General features: G+C 59.1%; 17 protein-coding genes. 13 read left to right on the top strand and 4 right to left on the bottom strand.

Going from position 1 to position 21,891, the window contains the following annotated elements:
* Positions 1 to 73 precede the first annotated feature (73 nt).
* On the bottom strand, positions 74 to 1,156 hold the full coding sequence (locus tag AC1RP7_RS04120; protein ID WP_090452187.1) for a 5-(carboxyamino)imidazole ribonucleotide synthase: 1,083 nt from the start codon (positions 1,154 to 1,156) through the stop codon (positions 74 to 76).
* A gap of 11 nt (positions 1,157 to 1,167) precedes the next feature.
* Complete coding sequence (gene purE / locus AC1RP7_RS04115) at positions 1,168 to 1,659, bottom strand: 5-(carboxyamino)imidazole ribonucleotide mutase (RefSeq protein ID WP_046038893.1); 492 nt, start codon at positions 1,657 to 1,659, stop codon at positions 1,168 to 1,170.
* 412 nt (positions 1,660 to 2,071) lie between these two features.
* On the opposite strand from purE, the gene AC1RP7_RS04110 reads away from it, so the two are divergent.
* Together AC1RP7_RS04110 and AC1RP7_RS04105 are read left to right on the top strand one after the other, a co-directional pair.
* Entirely contained in the window at positions 2,072 to 2,668 is a 597-nt protein-coding gene (locus tag AC1RP7_RS04110; RefSeq protein WP_218494609.1) for a zinc metalloprotease, read from the top strand.
* Positions 2,669 to 3,079: 411 nt separating this feature from the next.
* Entirely contained in the window at positions 3,080 to 3,643 is a 564-nt protein-coding gene (locus AC1RP7_RS04105; protein ID WP_493181425.1) for a hypothetical protein, read from the top strand.
* 63 nt (positions 3,644 to 3,706) lie between these two features.
* Here AC1RP7_RS04105 and AC1RP7_RS04100 read toward each other — a convergent pair whose 3' ends face one another.
* Positions 3,707 to 4,618, bottom strand: coding sequence for a LysR substrate-binding domain-containing protein (locus AC1RP7_RS04100; protein WP_090452193.1), 912 nt, complete (start codon positions 4,616 to 4,618; stop codon positions 3,707 to 3,709).
* A gap of 180 nt (positions 4,619 to 4,798) precedes the next feature.
* Between AC1RP7_RS04100 and AC1RP7_RS04095 the strand changes: the two genes are divergently transcribed.
* The 8 genes from AC1RP7_RS04095 (at position 4,799) to AC1RP7_RS04060 (ending at position 18,409) form a co-directional block, all read left to right on the top strand.
* Positions 4,799 to 6,223, top strand: a complete 1,425-nt coding sequence (locus AC1RP7_RS04095) for an aspartate ammonia-lyase (protein WP_034152112.1) — start codon at positions 4,799 to 4,801, stop codon at positions 6,221 to 6,223.
* A 532-nt stretch (positions 6,224 to 6,755) separates the two neighbouring features.
* The gene (locus tag AC1RP7_RS04090) at positions 6,756 to 8,207 is read left to right on the top strand and encodes an alanine/glycine:cation symporter family protein (protein ID WP_090452195.1); all 1,452 of its coding nucleotides are present in this window, start codon (positions 6,756 to 6,758) and stop codon (positions 8,205 to 8,207) included.
* Positions 8,208 to 8,374: 167 nt separating this feature from the next.
* Positions 8,375 to 9,379 (top strand): asparaginase, encoded by a 1,005-nt coding sequence (locus AC1RP7_RS04085; protein WP_057712712.1) that lies wholly within the window; start codon positions 8,375 to 8,377, stop codon positions 9,377 to 9,379.
* Between the two features lie 174 nt (positions 9,380 to 9,553).
* Positions 9,554 to 10,546, top strand: a complete 993-nt coding sequence (locus tag AC1RP7_RS04080) for an AraC family transcriptional regulator (protein ID WP_090452197.1) — start codon at positions 9,554 to 9,556, stop codon at positions 10,544 to 10,546.
* A 268-nt stretch (positions 10,547 to 10,814) separates the two neighbouring features.
* Positions 10,815 to 11,843 carry a histone deacetylase family protein gene (locus AC1RP7_RS04075; protein WP_493181426.1) on the top strand — a complete coding sequence of 343 codons (1,029 nt, stop codon included), beginning with the start codon at positions 10,815 to 10,817 and terminating at the stop codon, positions 11,841 to 11,843.
* A 15-nt stretch (positions 11,844 to 11,858) separates the two neighbouring features.
* Positions 11,859 to 12,959 (top strand): polyamine ABC transporter substrate-binding protein, encoded by a 1,101-nt coding sequence (locus tag AC1RP7_RS04070; RefSeq protein ID WP_349735836.1) that lies wholly within the window; start codon positions 11,859 to 11,861, stop codon positions 12,957 to 12,959.
* A gap of 155 nt (positions 12,960 to 13,114) precedes the next feature.
* On the top strand, positions 13,115 to 17,698 hold the full coding sequence (locus AC1RP7_RS04065; protein WP_493181427.1) for a hypothetical protein: 4,584 nt from the start codon (positions 13,115 to 13,117) through the stop codon (positions 17,696 to 17,698).
* A 27-nt stretch (positions 17,699 to 17,725) separates the two neighbouring features.
* Positions 17,726 to 18,409: a hypothetical protein gene (locus tag AC1RP7_RS04060; RefSeq protein WP_493181428.1), complete on the top strand. Its 684-nt coding sequence runs from the start codon at positions 17,726 to 17,728 to the stop codon at positions 18,407 to 18,409.
* A 35-nt stretch (positions 18,410 to 18,444) separates the two neighbouring features.
* Here the strand turns inward: AC1RP7_RS04060 and pdxR are convergent, their stop codons facing one another.
* Complete coding sequence (gene pdxR, locus AC1RP7_RS04055; RefSeq protein ID WP_493181429.1) at positions 18,445 to 19,998, bottom strand: MocR-like pyridoxine biosynthesis transcription factor PdxR; 1,554 nt, start codon at positions 19,996 to 19,998, stop codon at positions 18,445 to 18,447.
* 92 nt (positions 19,999 to 20,090) lie between these two features.
* Between pdxR and AC1RP7_RS04050 the strand changes: the two genes are divergently transcribed.
* From AC1RP7_RS04050 to AC1RP7_RS04040, 3 genes are read left to right on the top strand one after another with little or no spacing between them, the layout of a single operon-like run.
* Entirely contained in the window at positions 20,091 to 20,714 is a 624-nt protein-coding gene (locus tag AC1RP7_RS04050; protein ID WP_057712705.1) for an FMN-binding negative transcriptional regulator, read from the top strand.
* Positions 20,715 to 20,724: 10 nt separating this feature from the next.
* Positions 20,725 to 21,171, top strand: coding sequence for a GNAT family N-acetyltransferase (locus AC1RP7_RS04045; protein ID WP_154860866.1), 447 nt, complete (start codon positions 20,725 to 20,727; stop codon positions 21,169 to 21,171).
* 16 nt (positions 21,172 to 21,187) lie between these two features.
* Positions 21,188 to 21,859, top strand: coding sequence for a GNAT family N-acetyltransferase (locus tag AC1RP7_RS04040; RefSeq protein WP_340312782.1), 672 nt, complete (start codon positions 21,188 to 21,190; stop codon positions 21,857 to 21,859).
* Positions 21,860 to 21,891 lie beyond the last annotated feature (32 nt).

Raw genomic sequence — 21,891 nt, 5'->3', positions numbered from 1 at the left:
AGCCTAGTCAGACTTTCGTGACCTGCCATGAGAGAACGGTGCAACCTGAAGGTTCCACCGTTGCACATAAATACTATTCGGCTATCAGTGCTTCAACCTTGAGAATCTGGGCCGTCAGCGTCTCGCGGTCTGCACAACGAAGGTTGGCGTGACCGACCTTGCGACCGACCTTGAACGCCTTGCCATAGTGATGCAGATGGCAATCGGCGATGGTCAGGACCTTCTCGGTCTCAGGCACTTTGCCGATGAAGTTGAGCATCGCGCTTTCGCCGACCTTGGCCGTCGAACCCAACGGCAGCCCGGCAACGGCCCGCAGGTGGTTTTCGAATTGGCTGCACTCGGCGCCTTCGGTGGTCCAGTGCCCGGAGTTGTGCACTCGCGGGGCGATTTCGTTGGCCTTGAGGCCGCCGTCGACTTCAAAGAACTCGAACGCCATCACGCCCACGTAATCCAGTTGCTTGAGCACACGGCTGGAGTAGTCTTCGGCCAAGGCTTGCAGCGGGTGATCGGTGCTGGCCACGGACAGCTTGAGGATGCCGCTGTCGTGGGTGTTGTGTACCAGCGGATAGAAGCGGGTTTCACCGTCGCGGGCACGCACGGCGATCAGCGAGACTTCACCGGTGAACGGCACGAAGCCTTCCAGCAGACAGGCCACGCTGCCCAGCTCGGCAAAGGTGCCAACCACATCTTCTGGCGTGCGCAGGACTTTCTGCCCCTTGCCGTCGTAACCCAAAGTACGGGTCTTCAGCACTGCCGGCAGGCCGATGGAAGCCACGGCGGCGTCCAGGTCAGCCTGGGACTGAATGTCGGCGAACGCCGGGGTAGGAATCCCCAGGTCCTTGAACATGCTCTTCTCGAACCAACGATCGCGGGCGATGCGCAGCGCTTCGGCGCTCGGATAGACCGGGACGAATTGCGACAGGAAAGCCACGGTCTCGGCCGGAACGCTTTCGAACTCGAAGGTCACCAGATCGACTTCATCGGCCAGCTGGCGCAGGTGATCCTGATCGCCGTAATCGGCTCGCAGGTGTTCGCCCAACGCGGCTGCACAAGCATCCGGAGCCGGGTCCAGGAAAGCGAAGTTCATGCCCAGCGGAGTGCCCGCCAGCGCCAACATGCGACCCAACTGGCCGCCACCGATTACACCGATCTTCATCGTCAACAACCTCAGGCGATGCGTGGGTCTGGATTGTCCAGGACGCTGTCTGTCTGCTCAGCACGGAAGGTTTTCAGCACCGCGTGGAACTGCGGGTGCTTGGCGCCAAGGATACTCGCCGACAGCAGCGCCGCGTTGATCGCGCCCGCCTTGCCGATGGCCAGGGTGGCGACCGGAATGCCCGCCGGCATCTGCACAATGGATAGCAGCGAATCAACGCCCGACAGCATTGCCGATTGTACTGGTACGCCCAGCACCGGCAGGTGGGTCTTGGCCGCACACATGCCAGGCAAATGGGCCGCGCCACCGGCACCGGCGATGATCACCTCGATGCCACGCGCCTCGGCTTCTTCAGCGTACTGGAACAGCAGGTCCGGGGTGCGGTGGGCAGAAACCACTTTCACCTCGTAGGGGATGCCGAGCTTTTCCAGCATATCGGCGGTGTGGCTAAGGGTGGACCAATCGGACTTGGAGCCCATGATCACGCCAACCAGTGCACTCATCGTCGTGCCTCTTCTCTCTGGGCGCCCGCAGGCGCATCAAAAAACAACAAGCCACGCAAAATGCGTGGCTTGATTGTACGAATTATGGCCGGTCGTAACCGGCCGAAGGCCGCGCAGTATACCGCAATACGACAGATAAACAGCCCCTGTCGCGACCATCTGTCATTCACCTTGCCGGAGTTATTAACTGACTCAAAAGTCAGCCGAGACAGCTATTTCAGATGACGACTTGATTACTCGCAATAAGATCCAAAACTTCCAGTGCCTAAAATTCTATAAATATTAATTCCATGCAATAGAACGCAACAATCCCCAACTCGCAAAAACAAAACACCGCCATTAGATTAAACTTATAGAAACCTCAAAACAAACCAAACCTGCAACAACCCCAAGACAACTAAAGGATTCACGGATGAACCCAATTAGCGCTCCCACTGAGAAAAAAGCAATTACTATTTTCGTGATCATTCATGATGACGTACCGGAATCAACACGAAAAAACCTTTATGCTGACCATTTCCAGCCATTCACAACCGAACTGCAAAGTTTTATCGAGCGAAAAGTCCACGTAGTTTTTGGCCGACTCGCGCCCTACAGCAACTTTGATTATAAGAACGAAAACGAGCAAATGACCTCGTCGCGCTGGGAAAACATGTGCTTCGGCTATTTAGAGGAAAGGCGTGCAGAAGGGTTCAAAACGGACCGACTGACCAAAGTGCTTTTAGTCACCAACGAAAGCTTGAACAGCAGGATAGCGGGCATCGCTCGTGTTTACCCACCGTTTTTTTCCGGAAATAGCGCAATTGCATCACTGATCAACTACATAAATGTCGCCCATGAAATTGGACACTTACTGGGTGCAAGGCATGAGGACTATGAAACTCAATTCAACGGCTGGTGGTGTGAAACTTATATGACACCAAAGCCCGGAGGTATTACATCAAACTGTTATATATTCAGTCCTGCCAACCGACAGAACATAAAAAATTATTTGGCGAGCGTAAACTGATAACTCCTGGATTATCCATCAAGAAAACCCCTGAAAGTTTTGCGCACTTCGTCGCCCGCAGGCGCGTCAAAAAACCTGCAAGCTACGTATTATGCATGTCTTGAGTACGAATGATGGATGGAAATAATCAGCTTCTAGCCAAAAGCTATAAATTCCGACAACAACTCTGCACCGATCCAAAGTCCTTTGAAAGACAACTGCTCAATACCATCCTGAATATAAACCTTGAAAAACAACCACACATACGTAAATCATGATTCGCCACAAGTGATGATGCCTTCAGCATCGTCGAACTGAGAACAAAATTATTCTGTATTATTTAATTCACACTGAACTAACACCTTATTAATCGACTACCTCACCAACTTCAATTCAGCCACTTATGTCTTGATAAACCCAATGGAACCCATTATGTCAAAACGACCGATCAAGCTTAACGTCTTCCTGCACGAAGATCTGAAAGGCATTAACGAAGACTTGCTCCACCAAGATTATTTCGACTGGCTGGCAGATACGGTCTCCCGAATCTCAGGCCGTACAATGGACGTTATTTTAATACAACCTTCAGACGCCCCAACATTAAGTAGCTTCAACTATAAATCCGAAAATATGGAGCTCTTGATAAGTCAATTTCAAGACACTCTCCTTACCCATCTGGAAAATCAAGAGAGCGACACTAACGATGCCACTATCAACAAGTATTTGCTATTAACGCGCGATGACATCAATAAAAGTACGCTGGGTGTTGCTCGAAGACAAGGTGCGCTAGGAATTGCCTCGATCACATCGAAATTAACTGCATCCCATGAGCTTGGGCATATGCTCGATGCCGTTCATGAAGATAGCGATGAAAACGTTTCCACCTACTACGGAACCTACAAATCGACAATGTACAAAACCACAGGAAAGTCGGCGTTTGTCTTCAGCAAGAAAAACCAAGAGAACATTCGCAATTACCTCAATCAGTACCCTTGATCTGATTGACGCCGTTTTCGACAGATCAAGGCCAACTCGATTGGCCTTGATCACGCTTCGCCCTCAGGAAGCAGAACCCGCCGCTCCGCCTTCCAGTTTGCGCCACAACAACCGCACATTGGCCTTGCGCACAAGGGCGCAGCGGTAGAGACGAATTTCCAGCGGCACATGCCATTGCGGCCCTCCGCAGACCACCAGTTCACCGCGCGCCAGTTCGGCACGCACGCTCAGTTGTGGCACCCAGGCAATGCCCAGGCCTTCAAGAGCCATGCTTTTCAGGCTGTCGGCCATCGCAGTTTCGTAGATGGTGGTGAAGCGCAGCGCCCGTTGGCGCAGCAACATGTTCACCGAACGACCGAGGAACGCACCGGCGCTGTAGGCCAACAGCGGCACGCTGCCCTCGCCTTCCAGATCGAACAGCGGCTTGCCCTCGGCGTCTGCCGCGCAGACCGGCAGCATCTCGGTGTGGCCAAGGTGTAGCGAGGGGAAGATTTCGGGGTCCATTTGCATGGCCGCGTCCGGATCATAGAACGCCAGCATCAGATCGCAGCCGCCTTCGCGCAAGGCATGCACGGCGTCACCGACGTTGGTCGCCACCAGCCGCGTGGCGATGTTCAAACCTTCGTTGCGCAACTGCGCGATCCAGCGCGGAAAGAAACCGAGCGCCAGGGAGTGCGCGGCAGCGACCTGCATCACTTCGCCCTGCCCGCCCTCCAGGTGATGCAGATGGCGCAATACTTCGCCCAGCTGTTCGACCACGGTGCGCGCGGTGACCAGAAACAATTGCCCTGCCGCCGTCAGCTCCACCGGCGTGCGCGAACGGTTGACCAGGGTCAGCCCCAACGCGGCTTCAAGGCTGCGGATTCGCCGACTGAACGCCGGCTGCGTCACAAAACGCCGCTCGGCGGCCTGGGAGAAACTGCGGGTGGCGGCCAGGGCACTGAAGTCCTCCAGCCATTTGCTTTCCAGATTCATCACGTCCTCCCGGACACGCACCAATTTAGGTCACACGTTCGCCGTCAAGCCGGCGTCACACGGGCATTATGCCGAATGTGCATAGGCTAGTGCTTAACAGCATTGGCCCAAAATTCTACACAAGCCTAGCATTCACAGCGTTCCGGCACAGACCGGGTCCATATTGAGATGATTTCTATCATGTCCTCCGCTGCATCATTCCGCACAGAAAATGACCTGCTTGGCGCCCTCGAAGTACCGGCTCAAGCGTATTACGGTATCCAGACCCTGCGAGCGGTGAATAACTTCCGCCTTTCGGGCGTTCCGATTTCGCACTACCCGAAACTGGTTGTCGGTCTGGCCATGGTTAAACAGGCCGCTGCTGACGCCAACCGTGAGTTGGGTCACCTGAGCGAAGCCAAGCACGCCGCCATCAGCGAAGCCTGTGCCCGATTGATCCGCGGTGATTTCCACGAAGAGTTCGTGGTCGACATGATTCAAGGTGGCGCCGGTACCTCCACCAACATGAACGCCAACGAAGTGATCGCCAACGTTGCTCTGGAAGCAATGGGTCACCAGAAAGGCGAGTACCAGTACCTGCATCCGAACGACGACGTCAACATGGCGCAGTCGACCAACGACGCTTACCCAACGGCGATCCGCCTGGGTCTGCTGCTCGGTCACGACACCCTGCTGGCCAGCCTCGACAGCCTGATTCAGGCGTTTGCGGCCAAGGGCAAAGAATTCGATCACGTCCTGAAAATGGGCCGTACTCAACTGCAAGACGCCGTGCCAATGACCCTCGGCCAGGAATTCCGTGCCTTCGCCACCACCATGGGCGAAGACCTGGCCCGTCTGAAGACGCTGGCCCCGGAACTGCTGACTGAAGTGAACCTGGGCGGCACCGCGATCGGTACCGGCATCAACGCCGACCCACGTTATCAAGCACTGGCGGTACAGCGCCTGGCACTGATCAGCGGTCAACCGCTGGTGCCAGCGGCCGACCTGATCGAAGCGACTTCCGACATGGGCGCCTTCGTGCTGTTCTCCGGCATGCTCAAGCGCACCGCGGTCAAGCTGTCGAAGATCTGTAACGACCTGCGCCTGCTGTCCAGCGGCCCACGCACCGGCATCAACGAAATCAACCTGCCGGCGCGTCAGCCAGGCAGCTCGATCATGCCCGGCAAGGTCAACCCGGTCATCCCGGAAGCTGTGAACCAGGTAGCGTTCCAGGTCATCGGTAACGACTTGGCACTGACCATGGCAGCCGAAGGCGGCCAACTGCAACTGAACGTGATGGAGCCGCTGATCGCCTTCAAGATCTTCGACTCGATCCGCCTGCTGCAACGTGCCATGGACATGCTGCGCGAGCACTGCATCGTCGGCATCACTGCCAACGAAGCACGCTGCCGTGAACTGGTCGAGCACTCGATCGGCCTGGTCACCGCGCTGAACCCGTACATCGGCTACAAAAATGCCACCCGCATCGCCGGCCTCGCCCTTGAAAGCGGCCGTGGCGTGCTGGAACTGGTGCGCGAAGAAGGTCTGCTCGACGAAGCCATGCTCGCCGACATCCTGCGCCCGGAAAACATGATTGCGCCGCGTCTGGTGCCTCTGAAGGCATAACCCGACGGGTTACTTGTAGCACCGCTCACCAGGTCGAGGGACTAGACACCTCTCACCTTTTGAGGGCTTGGAGATCAATCTCCAGGCCCTTTTTTTTAACCATTTGCCAGTGAAAACCGTATGTCTGGGGACTGACCAATGTGGGAGCGGGCTTGCTCGCGAAGGCGGTGGCACATTCAACAATGACGTGTCTGATACACCGCTTTCGCGAGCAAGCCCGCTCCCACCAAGAGCAGTTCCCACATAGCCTGACAGCAAAAATGTCAGGTGTTTCAAAGGCTTCGTTTCACCGCATGCACCACAACCGTGCAGACGGACGGCACTGTCATCGGTATAGTGCCGCCCCTCTTCGCATGAGCGGTCGTCGGTAGCGAGGCCACAACCCATGCGAAACCCGAACTAATAACAAACCCGCGATATGAAACCGGGACGAACTTCGTACCGCCCATTGTGCCGTGCGCCAAGGGGTGTAACTCGATGTGTCTGTCCGGCCAGCATTGTTGCCTACACAAAAAACAGCGAGGAATAATCCATGCTCGAAGTCATTAACGACTTCCTCTCAGGGAAAGTACTGATCGTGCTCATTGTCGGGCTCGGTAGCTACTTCACGATCCGCTCGCGTTTCGTTCAATTGCGTCACTTCTTCCACATGTTCGCGGTGTTCCGCGACAGCCTCAAAAGCAGCGCCGGGCAACTGAGCTCGTTCCAGGCCCTGATGCTCAGCCTCGCCGGCCGCGTCGGTGCGGGCAACATCGCCGGTGTCGGCATTGCCGTGACCCTCGGTGGCCCAGGCGCGGTGTTCTGGATGTGGGTGACCGCGCTGGTCGGCATGTCCAGCAGCTTCTTCGAATGCTCCCTCGGCCAGCTCTACAAGCGCTGCGATTCCGAGGGCCAGTTCCGTGGAGGCCCGTCCTATTACATCCAACACGGTTTGCAAAAACGCTGGTTGGGCATGCTGATGGCGTTCCTGTTGCTGGTGACGTTCGGCTTCGCCTTCAACGGCCTGCAAGCCCACGCTGTAACGCACTCGTTGAACAACGCGTTCGGCCTCGACACCACTTACACCGGCATCGGCCTGGCCGTACTGCTGGGCCTGGTGTTCATCGGCGGGATCAAGCGCATCGCCAAGGTCGCCGACCTGTTGGTGCCGGTGAAAACCCTGGCGTACATCGGCGTGACCATCTACGTGATCGTGCTGCAGTTCGACCAGGTGCCGGACATGCTGATGACCATCGTCAAGAGCGCCTTCGGTCTGGACCAGGCTTTCGGTGGCCTGATCGGCAGCGCCATTATCATGGGCGTGAAGCGTGGCGTGTTCGCCAACGAAGCAGGTCTGGGCAGTGCACCTAACGTGGCGGCGGTTGCAGCGGTCGAACACCCGGTGGCGCAAGGCGTGGTCCAGGCGTTCAGCGTATTCCTCGATACCTTCGTGATCTGCACCTGCACCGCGTTGCTGATTCTGCTCTCCGGTTTCTACACCCCAGGCTTCGAAGGCGACGGCATTGCCCTGACCCAGAACTCGCTGGCCGCCGTGGTCGGTGACTGGGGCCGGATGTTCATCTCCGTGGCCCTGGCGTTGTTCGTGTTCACCTCGATCCTCTACAACTACTACCTGGGTGAGAACAACCTGCGCTTTTTGATCGGTGAAAACCGCAAAGCGCTGATGGGCTATCGCGCGCTGGTACTGGTGCTGATTTTCTGGGGCGCCATCGAAAACCTCGGCACCGTGTTCGCTTTCGCCGACATCACCATGACCATGCTCGCGTTCGTCAACCTGATCGCGCTCTTCCTGCTGTTCAAGGTCGGCATGCGCATCCTGCGTGACTACGATGACCAACGCGCCGCCGGGATCAAGACTCCGGTGTTCGACTCCGCCAAGTTCCCGGACCTGGATCTGGATCGCCAGGCGTGGCCGGCCAACCCGCCTGCCGCTGTCGGCAAGACTGAAGTTGAGCCGCAAGGCGTACCCGCAGCGCAACGCTGACAGGTGAATGACGGGCGCATCGCGTGCGCCCGTCAGTTAAAGTTCGAAAAACTGTGGGAGCGAGCTTGCTCGCGATGGCGCACTGTCAGTCAATAGAGCGATGTCTGACATACCGCTATCGCGAGCAAGCTCGCTCCCACAGGAACTCTTCCTTTCGGAGAATCTTCATGAATTCGTCGACCTACCCCGCCGCTCAGCACGTCATGGTGCTTTACACCGGCGGCACCATCGGTATGCAGGCCAGCGCCAACGGCCTGGCCCCGGCGTCCGGCTTCGAAGCGCGGATGCGTGACTATCTGCACAGCCAGCCTGAGCTGGTGGTACCGCAATGGCGTTTCCGTGAAATGTCGCCGCTGATCGACAGTGCCAACATGACCCCGACGTACTGGCAGCAGTTGCGTGAAGCGGTGGTCGATGCGGTGGATGTTCAGGGCTGCGACAGCGTGCTGATCCTGCATGGCACCGACACCCTGGCCTACAGCGCGGCCGCGATGAGTTTCCAGTTGCTCGGCCTGCATGCCCGCGTGTGTTTCACCGGCTCGATGCTGCCGGCAGGTGTAACTGACAGCGACGCCTGGGAAAACCTCGGCGGCGCGCTGGTTGCGATGGGCCAAGGCCTGGCGCCGGGCGTGCATCTGTACTTCCATGGCGAACTGCTGGACCCGACCCGTTGCGCCAAGGTGCGCAGTTTTGGCCGTCATCCCTTCAAGCGACTGGTGCGTCAGGGCGGCGGTGTGAAAGCGGCCTCGATTCCGGCACAACTGAACTACAACCAGCCGAAGCAATTGGCGAAGGTCGCGGTATTGCCGCTGTTTCCCGGCATTAGCGCCGAGGTGCTGGATGGTTTGCTCGACAGCGGCATTCAAGGTCTGGTGCTGGAGTGCTACGGCAGTGGCACCGGGCCGAGCGACAATCCAGAGTTCCTCGCCAGCCTCGGCCGTGCACGGGACAACGGCGTGGTGGTGGTTGCCGTTACCCAATGCCATGAAGGTGGCGTGAAGCTCGACGTGTATGAGGCAGGCAGCCGCCTGCGTGGCGTTGGCGTGCTGTCCGGTGGCGGCATGACCCGTGAGGCGGCGTTTGGCAAGTTGCATGGCTTGCTGGGAGCCGGACTCGAAGCGGCCGAGGTTCGCCGTCTCGTTGAACTCGACCTCTGCGGCGAATTGAGCTGACACACCACACCACGTGTAGGAGCGAGCTCGCTCGCGATGGTCGTTAACGATAACGCCAGGAGCCTGGCACCCCGCGGCGCTCTCAGGCTTTTCGCGAGCGGGCTCGCTCCTACAGTTTCCAGCGCTCGGCATATAACTTGCTGTGTTCCAGCTATCCCAAGGCTGGAAGTCCTTATGCTCCACTCCCACCTCACCACCCTCAATGCCGTCTCCCTGGTACTCGATGCCTTCAAGGCACAAGGCTTGTCCAGCGAAGCACTGCTGGCCGGAAGCGGCATCAGTGCGGCGGATCTGAACCGTGCCGACACGCGCATCACCACCAATCAGGAAATGCAGGTCTGCGCCAACGCTGTCGCGCTCAAGCGTGACATCGGCCTGGAACTGGGCCGGCGGATGCACGTCTCCTGCTACGGCATGCTCGGTTACGCCTTGCTCACCAGTGCCACCTTCGGTGACGCTTTGCGTCTGGCGATGCGTTATCCGGCGCTGCTGGGAACACTTTTCGAACTGAGCCTTGAAGACGATGGAGAACGCATCTGGTTCGCCGCCGCCGATTACCGCGAGAGCCCGACCATGGCGGTGTTCAACGCCGAGTTCTGCCTGGTGTCGCTGAAAGTCACCTGCGACGACCTGCTCGGCCATCCTTTGCCCTTGCTCGGCGCACGCTTCGAACATGCCGCGCCCGACTACGAGACAAGCTACGCCGAACACTTCGATTGCCCTGTGCACTTCGGCGCGCGCAACAATGCCTTCGCCTTTGACAAGCGCTGGCTCGACCAGCCGTTGCCGCTGGCCGATGTGATCACCCATCAGGCCATGGCCGAACGTTGTCGCAAACAGAACATCGAGTTCACCGGGCGACAGGCCTGGTTGGGACGGATCCGCCAATTGCTCAGCGCGCAACTGAATGCCGCGCCCGGGCTGGAGGGGCTGGCCGAGCAAATGAACTGTTCGGCGCGGACCTTGCGCCGGCATCTCAAGGACATGGGTTGCAGCTACCAGGAGCTGCTCGACGAACTGCGCTTCGAGCAGGCCAAGCAAATGCTTTGCGAGGATCAATTGCCGATCTATCAGATTGCCGAAGCGTTGGGCTTCAGCGAGACCGCGAGTTTTCGCCATGCCTTTGTGCGCTGGAGTGGTGTGGCGCCGAGTCAGTTCCGGCCCTGAGGGCTGTAGTGACCGATCTGCCGCCATCGCGAGCAAGTTCGCTCCCACAAGGGGTATGCGTCTTGCAAAAAATCGCGGACGCTGAGGCTCACCTGTGGGAGCGAGCTTGCTCGCGATGGCGGCCGCGAGAGCTCCGCATTATCAAGGGGCGAATTTCGGTCAAATGTTTTGGCCATATCGATCCCCTTTTGGCCTTTCCTGCCGTTCTCCGATTCGCCGTGCGCCGCAACACTGGGGGCAACCGAATCAGCCCTGCGGAGAACAACAAATGCTGACGATCTACTCTGACGATCACCACCTGCACCATGGCCGCTGCGAACTCATCGACGGCCAGCTCAAGCCGTGCTTCGAGATGCCATCGCGCGCCGATCATGTGCTGCAACGCGTGCAGAACCAGAACCTTGGCCCAGTCGAAGCGCCAAAGGATTTCGGTCTTGAGCCCATCGCGCGCATTCACAGCCGCGACTACCTCAACTTCTTCAAAGGTGCCTGGGCACGCTGGACCGAGTTCAACACCGACGGTGACCTGCTGCCCTACACCTGGCCTGCACGCACCTTGCGTGCGATCAAACCGACTAGCCTGCACGGCCAACTCGGCTATTACAGCTTCGACGGCGGCGCTCCGATCACCGCCGGCACCTGGCAAGCGGCGTACAGCGCAGCACAAGTCGCGCTCACCGCCCAAGCTGAAATCCAGCGCGGCGCCCGTTCTGCTTTCGCCCTGTGCCGTCCACCGGGACACCACGCCGCCAGCGATTTGATGGGTGGTTATTGCTACCTCAACAACGCCGCCATCGCTGCCCAGGCGTTCCTCGATCAGGGCCACAAAAAAGTCGCGATCCTCGACGTCGATTACCACCACGGCAACGGCACCCAGTCGATTTTCTACGAGCGAAGCGATGTGCTGTTCACCTCGATCCACGGTCACCCGGAAGCCGAGTTCCCGTTCTTCCTAGGCTATGAAGACGAACTGGGCGAAGGCGCCGGTGAAGGCTTCAACTTCAACTACCCCTTGGCCGCCGGCTCAGGCTGGGATACCTGGAGCGCAGCGCTGGAGCAAGCCTGCAAAGAGATCGATAGCTACGGCGCCGACATCGTCGTGGTGTCCCTTGGCGTCGATACCTTCAAGGATGATCCGATCTCGCAATTCAAACTCGACAGCCCGGATTACCTAGCCATGGGCAAGCGCATCGCGGCGCTCGGCAAACCCACACTGTTCGTCATGGAAGGCGGCTATGCCGTGGAAGAAATCGGCATCAATGCCGTGAACGTTCTCGAAGGTTTTGAAAGCGCTTGATGAGGAAGTAGAAGAATGAAAAGTCTTAAGCGTTTTATTTTTCCAGCGCTGTGCGCCACGGTGCTCAGTGGCGCCGCCCACGCTGAAGAGCGAACCCTGCGCGTCTACAACTGGTTCGACTACATCACCCCCAAGGCCCTGGAAGACTTCAAGGCTCAGAACACCCAGACCAAACTGGTCTACGACATCTTCGACACCAACGAAGCACTGGAAGCCAAGCTGCTGACCGGCAACTCCGGCTACGACGTGGTGGTGCCGTCCAACGTGTTCCTCGCCAAGCAAATCGAAGCCGGCGTATTCCAGCCCCTAGACCGCAGCAAGCTGCCGAACTGGAACCACCTCGATCCCAAGCTGATGAAGCTGATCGAAGCCAACGACCCGAGCAACAAATTTGCCGTGCCGTACATGTACGGGACCATCCTGATCGGCTTCAACCCGGACAAGGTCAAGGCAGCCCTGGGCGCCGACGCGCCGGTAGACAGCTGGGACCTGATCTTCAAGGAAGAGAACATCAGCAAGCTCAAGCAGTGCGGTGTCGCCCTGCTCGACTCGCCCTCGGAGATCCTGCCGCTGGCCCTGCAACACCTCGGCCTGGACCCCAACAGCAAGAAGCCTGCGGACTATGACAAGGCTGAAGCACTGCTGATGAAGATCCGTCCGTACATCACCTACTTCCACTCGTCCAAGTACATGGCTGACATTGCCAACGGTGACATCTGTGTCGCAGTCGGCTATTCCGGCAGCTTCTCGCAAGCCGCCAATCGCGCCAAGGAAGCCAAGAATGGGGTGGTCGTCGACATGCGTTTGCCGAAGGAAGGCGCGCCGATCTGGTTCGACATGCTGGCGATTCCGAAGGGGGCGAAAAACCCCGAAGACGCCTACACCTTCATCAACTACCTGCTACAGCCGCAGGTGATTGCACCGGTCAGTGACTTTGTCGGTTACCCGAACCCGAACAAGGACGCCACGGAACTGGTCGACCCGGCAATCCGCAACAACCCGAACCTGTACCCGACCGATGCGGCGATGGGTACGCTCTACACCCTGCAACCGCTGCCGCGCGATGCCGAGCGCGCGCGGACCCGGGCCTGGACCAAAATCAAGTCCGGGACTTGAGACTCGCCTGCTGTCACCAGGACCTGCATTTACGCAGGTCTTTTTTTGCCCGCGATATTTATTTACCGCCAACGCCGCGGTACCCGTCGCTACTTTGCAATGGATAGCGCACCGAACCTTCCACGGTGCCTGCTGCCCTCACAAAGGATGTGACCATGACAAGTACCTCCAGCCCTTCGTCTGAAACCAGCCTCCCCTCTGATCAAGATGCCCTTCTCACCCAATTGGTAACCGGCCCCTCGATCAGGGAAGTCGCCACACATGCGCTGCAACCAGCCCTGAAAGCGCTGTACCCGAATTTGCCAATCGATCCCCGCCTGGCCATGGTGGTGACGCCGACCTGGATCTTGCACAATGGCAGTATCGAGCCCGGGCCAAGGCACTTCGAGTCGCTGACAGACGCACTGGTGCGCCATGGCGTAGCGCGAACACCCGTGGTCTACCTCGACGGCGAGCACTACCTCACGCTGCAACCCCAGGAGCAGACACCGGCGCAACTGCCCGTCAGCATTGATGCCATCGGGCGCCTGCTCAATGAGTTGGCGCCACTGCTGTTTGTCGCGTTTCAAGAGCAACAAGTCGATTACTGGAACCAGTTCACCCGCGCATCGGCTCCACGCTGGCAGGCACTGTCCAAATCCTTGCGCGACCTATGGAACATCGAAGCCAACCCGGACTGGGACAGCGACCAGCACGCCATGGCCGGCAAGCTTTTCGCCTACCCGGACAAAAACGCACGTCGTGCGCATGACCCTTATCAGTCACGCGCCTGCCTGATTGACCTGGACGGCCAAAGCGGCGCGGCTTCGACGCACATTAACATCGTCGACACGGCGGTACTGATCGGGACGCTGGGTAGCCGTACTCTGGTTCTCACTCACACCATCACCCGTGGCTTCCAGGCGTTTGACTCCTTGCAGGAACTGGGCGCGTCGTTGCTGGCGGACACCGATGGGCAAGTACCGGGAAATGTCCTGCATTGGCGCCTGATCGAACTGCCGGGCAATTATTTCGACCGCCTGGCGTGCAACCTGATAGCCCTGCAGGCCGATGCAATCGGTGCGCTGGCCAACGAACCCGCGGCGGCAAACCCGGACCTGGCGCCCCACGTCAGCCGTACGACCAACGAGCTCGACCCGACGGACAAACAGTCATCCTCGCGATTCAATCAGGTCGAGCAATCGCTGCCAGACTGGATGGCCGATGCGTCATCCACCGATCTCACCGCTTACAGCCGTCATCTGATGGATCTGGTGACGGTGCGCAATCAGAACGCCGGGAAGTCCTTTCTGGACGGGCTCAAACCGATCCGCGAATTTGCGCTGGATCGACTGCGCGAAGCCATGCTCGCGCAACATGCCGATGCCGCACATCTGAACCTGGCGGACATCGAAATCGTGGTCGACAGCGTGGTGGTCTGGGGCAGCTTTGTGCCAACGGTGGACCCTGAGCGCACCACCCTGAGCCTGGTCGACCTGGCGCTGCAAAACCTGATTGCCCTGCCGCAAGGCAACAAATTCGTACGCAGTTCCAGCGCCGCCGCGCTGCCGCAGTGGATGACGGTGAGCTATCTGGAGGAGCTGATTACACGCGTCGACATCGGCCAGCACTACCCGGCGCTGATCAAAAGCAAGCTGCTCGCCGAACCCGTGGACAGCCTGCGGCGTCAGAACCTGTTCACCAGCCATTTGCGCGTCGAGTTACCGCTGCTGGCCTTACAGCTGAAGATTCGCAAGCAGCACGGCATCGACGAGACCGGTTACCGCTATGTCGCCGCCGTGGTGCAAGTGCTCGACGCCAATCGCTGGGTGGATGGCCAGGAGATCGTGATTCGCCCACTGGCATTCGCGCCCGGCTGGCGCATCGGTGGCGCCACCGATGAAGTGACCAACATATTCGTGATCGGGCCCCGCCAGATGGACAAGGGGCCTTGCCTGCTTTACCGGCCAATGCTTGAACAACCGCTGAGCCAGTATCCAACGCCGGCCAACCTGGTCTACACCATCAAACACTCGCCGACGTTGCGCCAGTCCGTACTCGCCTGGCTGCCGGACGGTGCCCGCGCCAACTATGCCAACTATGTGTTCACCGGTGACCGACCTTCGGTCTGGAGCATTTCTCAACTGCTGGGCGACCCGCTGACCTCCCTGCAAATGAGCGGCCCGATTTCCCTCGGCTCGCGGGTTCTCAGCGGCAATTACCTGGCCGTCCTGTACAAGGCCAACGTCAATGCGCTGGTCGAACTGGCGCAACGGCAATCGCTTTCCAACGCGCAAAATCGCTGGGCGACTTTCAAGCGTACAGCCTGGATGCTGCTCAACGCGGCGCTGCCCTTTCTTGGTCGAACCGTCGGGACGGCCGCCTGGATCTGGCAAGTGCTGGATGACTTGCAGCAAACCCTCGATGCTGCCGACAGTGGCGACCATCAGCAGCAGAAATCCGCCATGACCGACCTGTTGCTGACCCTGGCCATGGTGCTTGCCCATCACGCCAGTACGCGTAATCCGCCTGCGCGCAGGGTCCAGGAAAAGCCCATTGCAAAAGCGATCGAGCAACAGGAAAAACCGGCCCGACAACCTGTGACCGTCGTGCAATTACCCGACATCGTCAGCGAGCCCCCTCCTGTGCAACATCGCCAGACAGTGGCAACCGATGCGGCCTTGGACCTGACAAAAACCCTGGATCAGTTCAAGGTCACTCCACCCGAACAGCTCACACCGCCCGATAGTGGCAACGGCGTCTATCGCCACCTCTACCGAAAAGAAAAGAGCTTTTATGCGCCGGTGGGCGAGCGCTGGTTCGAGGTGGCCGTCGAGGACACGGGCGAAGTGTCGATCATCGACTCTCGACAGCAGCCCGTGCGCAGCGGTCCGGCACTGATCAGCAACCAACGCGGTGACTGGTTCGTCGACACGCGCCTGCGCCTGCGCGGCGGCGGTCTGTCGAGCCGACGCAAGGCACTGAAGCAACAAAACCGTGCACGCATCGCCGAACTCAAGAAGCAACTGGCCGAGTTTGACAATGAACGCGAGCGGGCACGTACAGAGCTGACGGACGCCCACAACGCCATGAAAAAATCAGTCGGTGACGAAGCACTGTCGGCCGCGCAAACGCAGTTCCTCGAGAAGCTCGAGCACCGCACCCAGGAATACGCCGCCCCTATCGAGCAGTTGAAGTCGCTGAACCTGCTCGAAACGGTGCCCAACTACCGAACCGCCATGGTCGAGATGCTCGGCACTCAATTGTTCTTCAACCAGACGTGGCTCGATCAGCACAATGCAACGTTTACGCAGACCTTGAGGGAAACCCTGGCGCTGCTCGATGCCGAGGAAACGACAGGCGGGACCGGTAATTCCGCAACCTACCGGAAAATGGTCGACCTGACCGAGGGTGTGATCGGCAAAATAGAGTTTGCCCAATCGCGGCTCCATGACTTGAGTCGACTCGGTAGAAATGCTGCTGAAGTGGCCAGTACCTACCGGGCAAAACTGCCCGCTTTCAGTGTTAACGATCTCAAGGCGCTCCAGGTTTCGCTGGCTCGCGACGTCTGCTTGAAAGAAGGAAACAGTGCCGCGCTGATCGACGCCCGGGGCGCATTCGAGCGCTTGCTCGATACCACCAACCTGGTCATACAGACCTCGCAAGAACTGATGCTGCAAAACAGTGCCTGGGCGGCAGGCGAACGTATCGAAGGCCTCAACGGCATGCTCGAACAGTTTGCCGCTATCGACCAGGCCTTTGAAGACTTCAGCCTCACCCACAAGGACGCGGTTCTGGAGCAACCGTTCAAACACGTACGTACACGGATCAGTGAATTCCAGCAGGACACCGAAGCCAATCTGGCGCAACTGCTGCGCGAACAACGGCCGGTAGAACCCCGACCCGGCCCATCAAAGCCCGCATCGGCATCGCGTAAACGGGTGGTCAAGACACGCTTCAAGGGTACGGTTGTGGGCGAAGTGCGTCCCTCTGCATCGGGAGAGCCGGTCCTGCTGGATGTGAAATCGCCCTTGACCGGCAAAGTGATCGCCACCTTTCACGAAAAATCACCCGGCGTCTGGATTGAGCGCGTGCAACCCAGACGTCGCCGCCCTGCGGTACAAATACCGGACCTCGCCACACAAATCACTCAGGGTCAGGAGCTGCTCGATGGCGTGGAAAGCTTCATCCAGAAAACCGAAGCGAGCGCAAAAAAAGCCGGCCGCATCCCGGTGGAAATCGAAGAGTTGTTCCAGCATAAAGCCGAACAGATCGACAAAAGCGCGAAGACACTCGAGCAAACCCTGACCGCTTCGAATACGACCGTCACTGCGACAACACTGGGCGCGGCCTTGAACACGGCACGTGTTCGACTGTACGCCGAGGGCTACCGGATTCGCGTCCAGATGATCAAGCAACAGCCGCCCACGGCCGCCCGCATCGAATGGCTATCAAGCAAAAATGAAATCGATGTCGTGCGCAGTGGTGAACGACGCCGACTCAAAGGCCCGCGCAAGGATTACCTGCAGGAGTACGAAATTCGCGAGCGAGGCACCGGGCAACCGTTGTGGTACGCCCATTTTCACTACGCCGCTTCTGATACGCCTGTCGAGGCGTTTACCGCCGCCCATTTGAAACTGCGTGATCAACGGATGATGGCCGGAGGGAGCGACCTTAATTCCGCTTCCAGCAGCCAGGTGATCGCCATCTATCGCAGCGCGATCAGCCCGCAACTGGCGCGCTCACTGTTCTTTTCGTAAGCCGCCACGTCAAAAAGGAAAATGACGATGACAGACCACCCAGAGAATACCCAAACCCCCGGCTTGCTAAAAAAGAGCCAAGTGAGTTACCAGACCAACAGGGGTCCCACTGTCGATAGCGTCGCCGCGCTGTTACTGCGCCAAGCGCTGAAGGTGCTGCAACCCGAGCGCGAGATCGGCCCCCGACCAAACCATGATCGGCACGCCTCAATGGCGGGTCCGCGACGGCACGCTCGTAGCCATGCCCACACAGTTCGAGTCGCTGACCCAGGCGCTGGTCCGAGCTCGGAGCTCAATGGTGCCGCCGTCCAGCTACGCGCTCAAGGCATCGGTATTCGCGCCAGCCTGCTCAAGGATCGACAGCCCCGACAGGCGTACTTGCAGTGGCTGCTGGACAACGACCAGGTCCGTATCGTCCGCAACGAACAGGGACGAATCAAGACCAAAAAGCGCAGGGATTATTTCCAGGAGTACCAGGTGCTAGACACCACCAACAAGGATCAGCCTCTGCGGCTTGCGCACTTTCACTACGATTCGCTTGATGCGCCGATGGAGCAGTTCACGGCGGCGCACCTGAAAATCGCCGAAGCGCATCTGCAGCAGTTCACGACCGAACGCCGCCAGGTACTCACGACTCTGGCGCCAATCGACTACGTGCTGCGGCGTATCAGCGACCCGAATCTGTTCCTCAAACTCGAAACTCAACCCTGATGAACGACTGCGGGCGGACTGCTGGTCCGCCCGCTTCATCGAGCGCGCCACGCCTCTCGCAATCGCTCCAGCGCCGCCTCGACCGACTTTTCGGGCACCGCCGCAAAGCCCAGTACCAACCCGGCGCGTTGATCGAAGGGCGTGGCGGATTCCGGCAGCCAATAGCTGCTCAAACCGTTGATCTCGACATCGACACTGCGCGCCAATTCGATCAGTTCCTGTTCGCGCGCCACGCTTTCGACTGACACGGTCATGTGCAGCCCGGCAGCGACTGTGGGCAACGGGCCAACGCCGGGGATATCCAGCGGCCAACCACTGAGCAGCGTATTGCGCCGACTCAGTGCCGCACGGCGCATGCGGCGGATATGCCGCTGGAAGTGTCCGGCCGCCATGAACTCGGCCATGACTGCCTGCGTGCTGACCTCGGAGTGGCGCACATCCACGGCACGACGCTGGGAAAACGCGTCCACCAGCCCCATTGGCAACACCAGATAACCCAGGCGCAACGCCGGAAACGCGACCTTGCCGAACGTGCCAACATACAACACTCGCCCGTGACGATCGAGTGCCGCCAAAGGCGCCAATGGCGCACCGCTGTAGCGGTACTCGCCATCGTAATCATCCTCGACAATCCAGCCTTGAGTGCGCTCGGCCCAAGCCAGCAACTCCAGACGGCGAGCGAGGCTCATCACCACGCCAGTCGGGTATTGATGTGACGGCGTGACATAGGTCAGGCGGCAATCACTGAGCCCCGCCAGCTCACCGCAGTCGATACCCTCGCTATCCACCGCTACCCCGTGCAAGCGCGCCCCGGCCACGGCGAAGGCATGACCCGCCGCGCGGTAGCCCGGATTTTCGATCGCCACCCCATCGCCCGGCTCCACCAGCAGCTGTGCACAAAGGCTGATTCCCTGCTGCGCGCCACTGGTGATCACAATTTGTTCAGCCGTGCACTGCATGCCCCGCGAGCTGCGTAGATACGCCGCGATCATCCCCCGCAAGCGCGCATCACCTGCAGGGTCGCCGTAGCACAGCTGCTGGAAATCCGGTTTACGCCAGAAAGCCGCATGCAGCTTGGCCCAGACCTCGAACGGAAACAGATCGAACGCCGGAACACCAACCCGAAAAGCCTTGGGCGGACCACTGGGCGGCATGGGTAAATGGTTCTTTTCAACGCGAGTCAATGCACCACTGTGGATAACTTTGCTGGATGAATCCACAGGTAAATCGAGCCAATTTGTGGATAAGGTTGTGGGTAACCCTGTTGAAAACCCTGTGGATACTTTTGTGGATAGTTTTTTTGCCGGCACGGTTGCCTGGGGCAGTTGCGCGACATAAGTCCCATCGCCTACCCGCCCTTCGATAAACCCTTCGGCATACAGCTGATCATAGGCGCGCACCACGCTGTTACGGGAAATCGCCAGCGCCGCGGCCAGGTCACGACTGGCCGGCAAGCGCGTACCACTGGCCAACCGTCCATCGAGGACGCGAAGGCGCAAAGCCTGATAGAGCTGGCGGCTCAGCCCCTGGCGACGGTCGAGTTCGATACCGGCCGGGTTGAACGACAAGGAAAGCGGCGCATCCGTCATGGCAATGGACCTATGAAATTGGTCATTAATGGCTCTTACAACAGACCAATAGCCTGCCTAGGATGCAGACATTCGCCAAGGGAAATATCTCCATGTACACGCCACGTGCTTTTGCCATCGACGAGTTGTCCCAACTGCATGAACTGATCCTCGCCACCCGTCTCGCCATATTGGTGACCCACGGTGAAAGCGGCCTGCAAGCCAGCCATGTACCGGTGCTACTGCATTGCGAACAAGGCTCGAACGGCACGTTGTACGGGCATCTGGCCAAAGCCAATCCACAGTGGAAAGACCTGCGCGACGGCGCCGAAGCCCTGCTGATTTTTGCCGGTGCCGACGCCTACGTCAGCCCTGGCTTCTACCCGAGCAAGGCCGAACACGGCAAAGTCGTGCCAACCTGGAACTACGTCGCCGTACACGCCTATGGCCGAGCCGAAACCTTCAGCGATGGCGGGCGGCTGCTCGACATCGTCAGCACCCTCACCGATCGTCATGAGGCCGGCCGCGCCCAGCCGTGGTCAGTGGCCGATGCCCCCGCCGATTACATCGACGGCATGCTCAAGGCCATCGTCGGTTTCGCCATTCCCATCGACCGCCTGGAAGGCAAGCGCAAGCTCAGCCAGAACCGCAGCCCCGCCGACATCGCCGGCGTGCGCAAAGGCCTGGCCGCCAGCCCCGACGTCAACGACCAAACCCTCGCCCAATTGATGCGCTAAGGAAATCACCATGAGTCAGATCGACATTCGCCAAGTCACCGCCGGTGATCACGCGGCATGGTTGCCGCTGTGGCAAGCCTACCTGCGCTTCTACAACACCGAACTTGCGGATACCGTCACTCAAAGCACCTGGCAGCGCATGCTCGACCCGAGCGAACCGACCCACGCCGCCCTCGCCTGGGCCGATGACAAAGCGGTGGGGATGGTGCACTTCATCTACCATCGTTCGAACTGGGCCATCGAAAACTCCTGCTACCTGCAAGACTTGTTGGTGGTCCCGCAAACCCGTGGTACCGGCGTCGGCCGCCAGTTGATCGAGTTCGTCTACACCACAGCCAAGGCCGACGGTTGCAACAAGGTCCACTGGCTGACCCACGAAACCAATGCCACCGCGATCCAGCTCTACGAGCGCATCGCCGAACGCCCCGGTTTCATCCAGTTTCGCAAAGCCATCTAGGTTCAAGGAGAACAGCATGTCGATTTCACTCGCCGACTGGAAAGGCGTTCCGCCCCCCACGACTCAACTGATCGAAGGGCGTTACATCCGCCTGGAAAGACTCGACCCGGCGCGCCACGGCGACGACCTGTTCAAGGCCCTGCAAGGCCCGGGCGCTGACCCGAAGTTGTGGGACTACCTGCCTTACGGCCCCTTCCCGGAGCGCAGCGTCTTCAACGACTGGCTGAACAACCACGCGACCAGCAGCGATCCGTATTTCTTCAGCGTGATCGACCGCGTCAGCGGCGAGGTCCAGGGCATTCTCAGCCTGATGTCCATCGTCCCGGCCCAGGGCCGCATCGAAATCGGCCACGTCACCTTCGGCGCCCCGATGCAGCGCTCGCCGAAAAGCACAGAGGCGGTTTACCTTCTGGCCAAGGAATCCTTTGCCCTGGGTTACCGTCGCCTGGAATGGAAATGCAACAACGCCAACGCTCGCTCCAAATATGCTGCCGAGCGTTTGGGCTTCAGTTTTGAGGGTGTGTTTCGCCAGCACATGGTGGTCAAGGGACAGAACCGGGATACGGCGTGGTATTCGATCCTGGATTCGGAGTGGCCGGCAATTGGTGCGGGGTTTGAAAAGTGGCTGAGCGATGAGAACCAGACCGGTTCGGGGCAGGTGAAGTCGTTGGTGGAGTGTCGCGGGTAATCGTCAGCGCCTGGAATTACGCCATCGCGAGC

The organism is Pseudomonas sp. GW822-FHT01E03 (assembly GCF_058802985.1).
This window is presented reverse-complemented; position numbering and strand designations above follow the sequence as displayed.

Coding starts and splice junctions, on each gene's coding strand:
- AC1RP7_RS04085 (WP_057712712.1), top strand. CDS start 8,375: ATGAATTCGTCGACCTACCCCGCCGCTCAGCACGTCATGGTGCTTTAC.
- AC1RP7_RS04120 (WP_090452187.1), bottom strand. CDS start 1,156: ATGAAGATCGGTGTAATCGGTGGCGGCCAGTTGGGTCGCATGTTGGCG.
- AC1RP7_RS04095 (WP_034152112.1), top strand. CDS start 4,799: ATGTCCTCCGCTGCATCATTCCGCACAGAAAATGACCTGCTTGGCGCC.
- AC1RP7_RS04100 (WP_090452193.1), bottom strand. CDS start 4,618: ATGAATCTGGAAAGCAAATGGCTGGAGGACTTCAGTGCCCTGGCCGCC.
- AC1RP7_RS04040 (WP_340312782.1), top strand. CDS start 21,188: ATGTCGATTTCACTCGCCGACTGGAAAGGCGTTCCGCCCCCCACGACT.
- AC1RP7_RS04080 (WP_090452197.1), top strand. CDS start 9,554: ATGCTCCACTCCCACCTCACCACCCTCAATGCCGTCTCCCTGGTACTC.
- AC1RP7_RS04105 (WP_493181425.1), top strand. CDS start 3,080: ATGTCAAAACGACCGATCAAGCTTAACGTCTTCCTGCACGAAGATCTG.
- AC1RP7_RS04090 (WP_090452195.1), top strand. CDS start 6,756: ATGCTCGAAGTCATTAACGACTTCCTCTCAGGGAAAGTACTGATCGTG.
- AC1RP7_RS04065 (WP_493181427.1), top strand. CDS start 13,115: ATGACAAGTACCTCCAGCCCTTCGTCTGAAACCAGCCTCCCCTCTGAT.
- AC1RP7_RS04075 (WP_493181426.1), top strand. CDS start 10,815: ATGCTGACGATCTACTCTGACGATCACCACCTGCACCATGGCCGCTGC.
- AC1RP7_RS04050 (WP_057712705.1), top strand. CDS start 20,091: ATGTACACGCCACGTGCTTTTGCCATCGACGAGTTGTCCCAACTGCAT.
- AC1RP7_RS04060 (WP_493181428.1), top strand. CDS start 17,726: ATGACAGACCACCCAGAGAATACCCAAACCCCCGGCTTGCTAAAAAAG.
- AC1RP7_RS04110 (WP_218494609.1), top strand. CDS start 2,072: ATGAACCCAATTAGCGCTCCCACTGAGAAAAAAGCAATTACTATTTTC.
- AC1RP7_RS04070 (WP_349735836.1), top strand. CDS start 11,859: ATGAAAAGTCTTAAGCGTTTTATTTTTCCAGCGCTGTGCGCCACGGTG.
- AC1RP7_RS04045 (WP_154860866.1), top strand. CDS start 20,725: ATGAGTCAGATCGACATTCGCCAAGTCACCGCCGGTGATCACGCGGCA.
- pdxR (WP_493181429.1), bottom strand. CDS start 19,998: ATGACGGATGCGCCGCTTTCCTTGTCGTTCAACCCGGCCGGTATCGAA.
- purE (WP_046038893.1), bottom strand. CDS start 1,659: ATGAGTGCACTGGTTGGCGTGATCATGGGCTCCAAGTCCGATTGGTCC.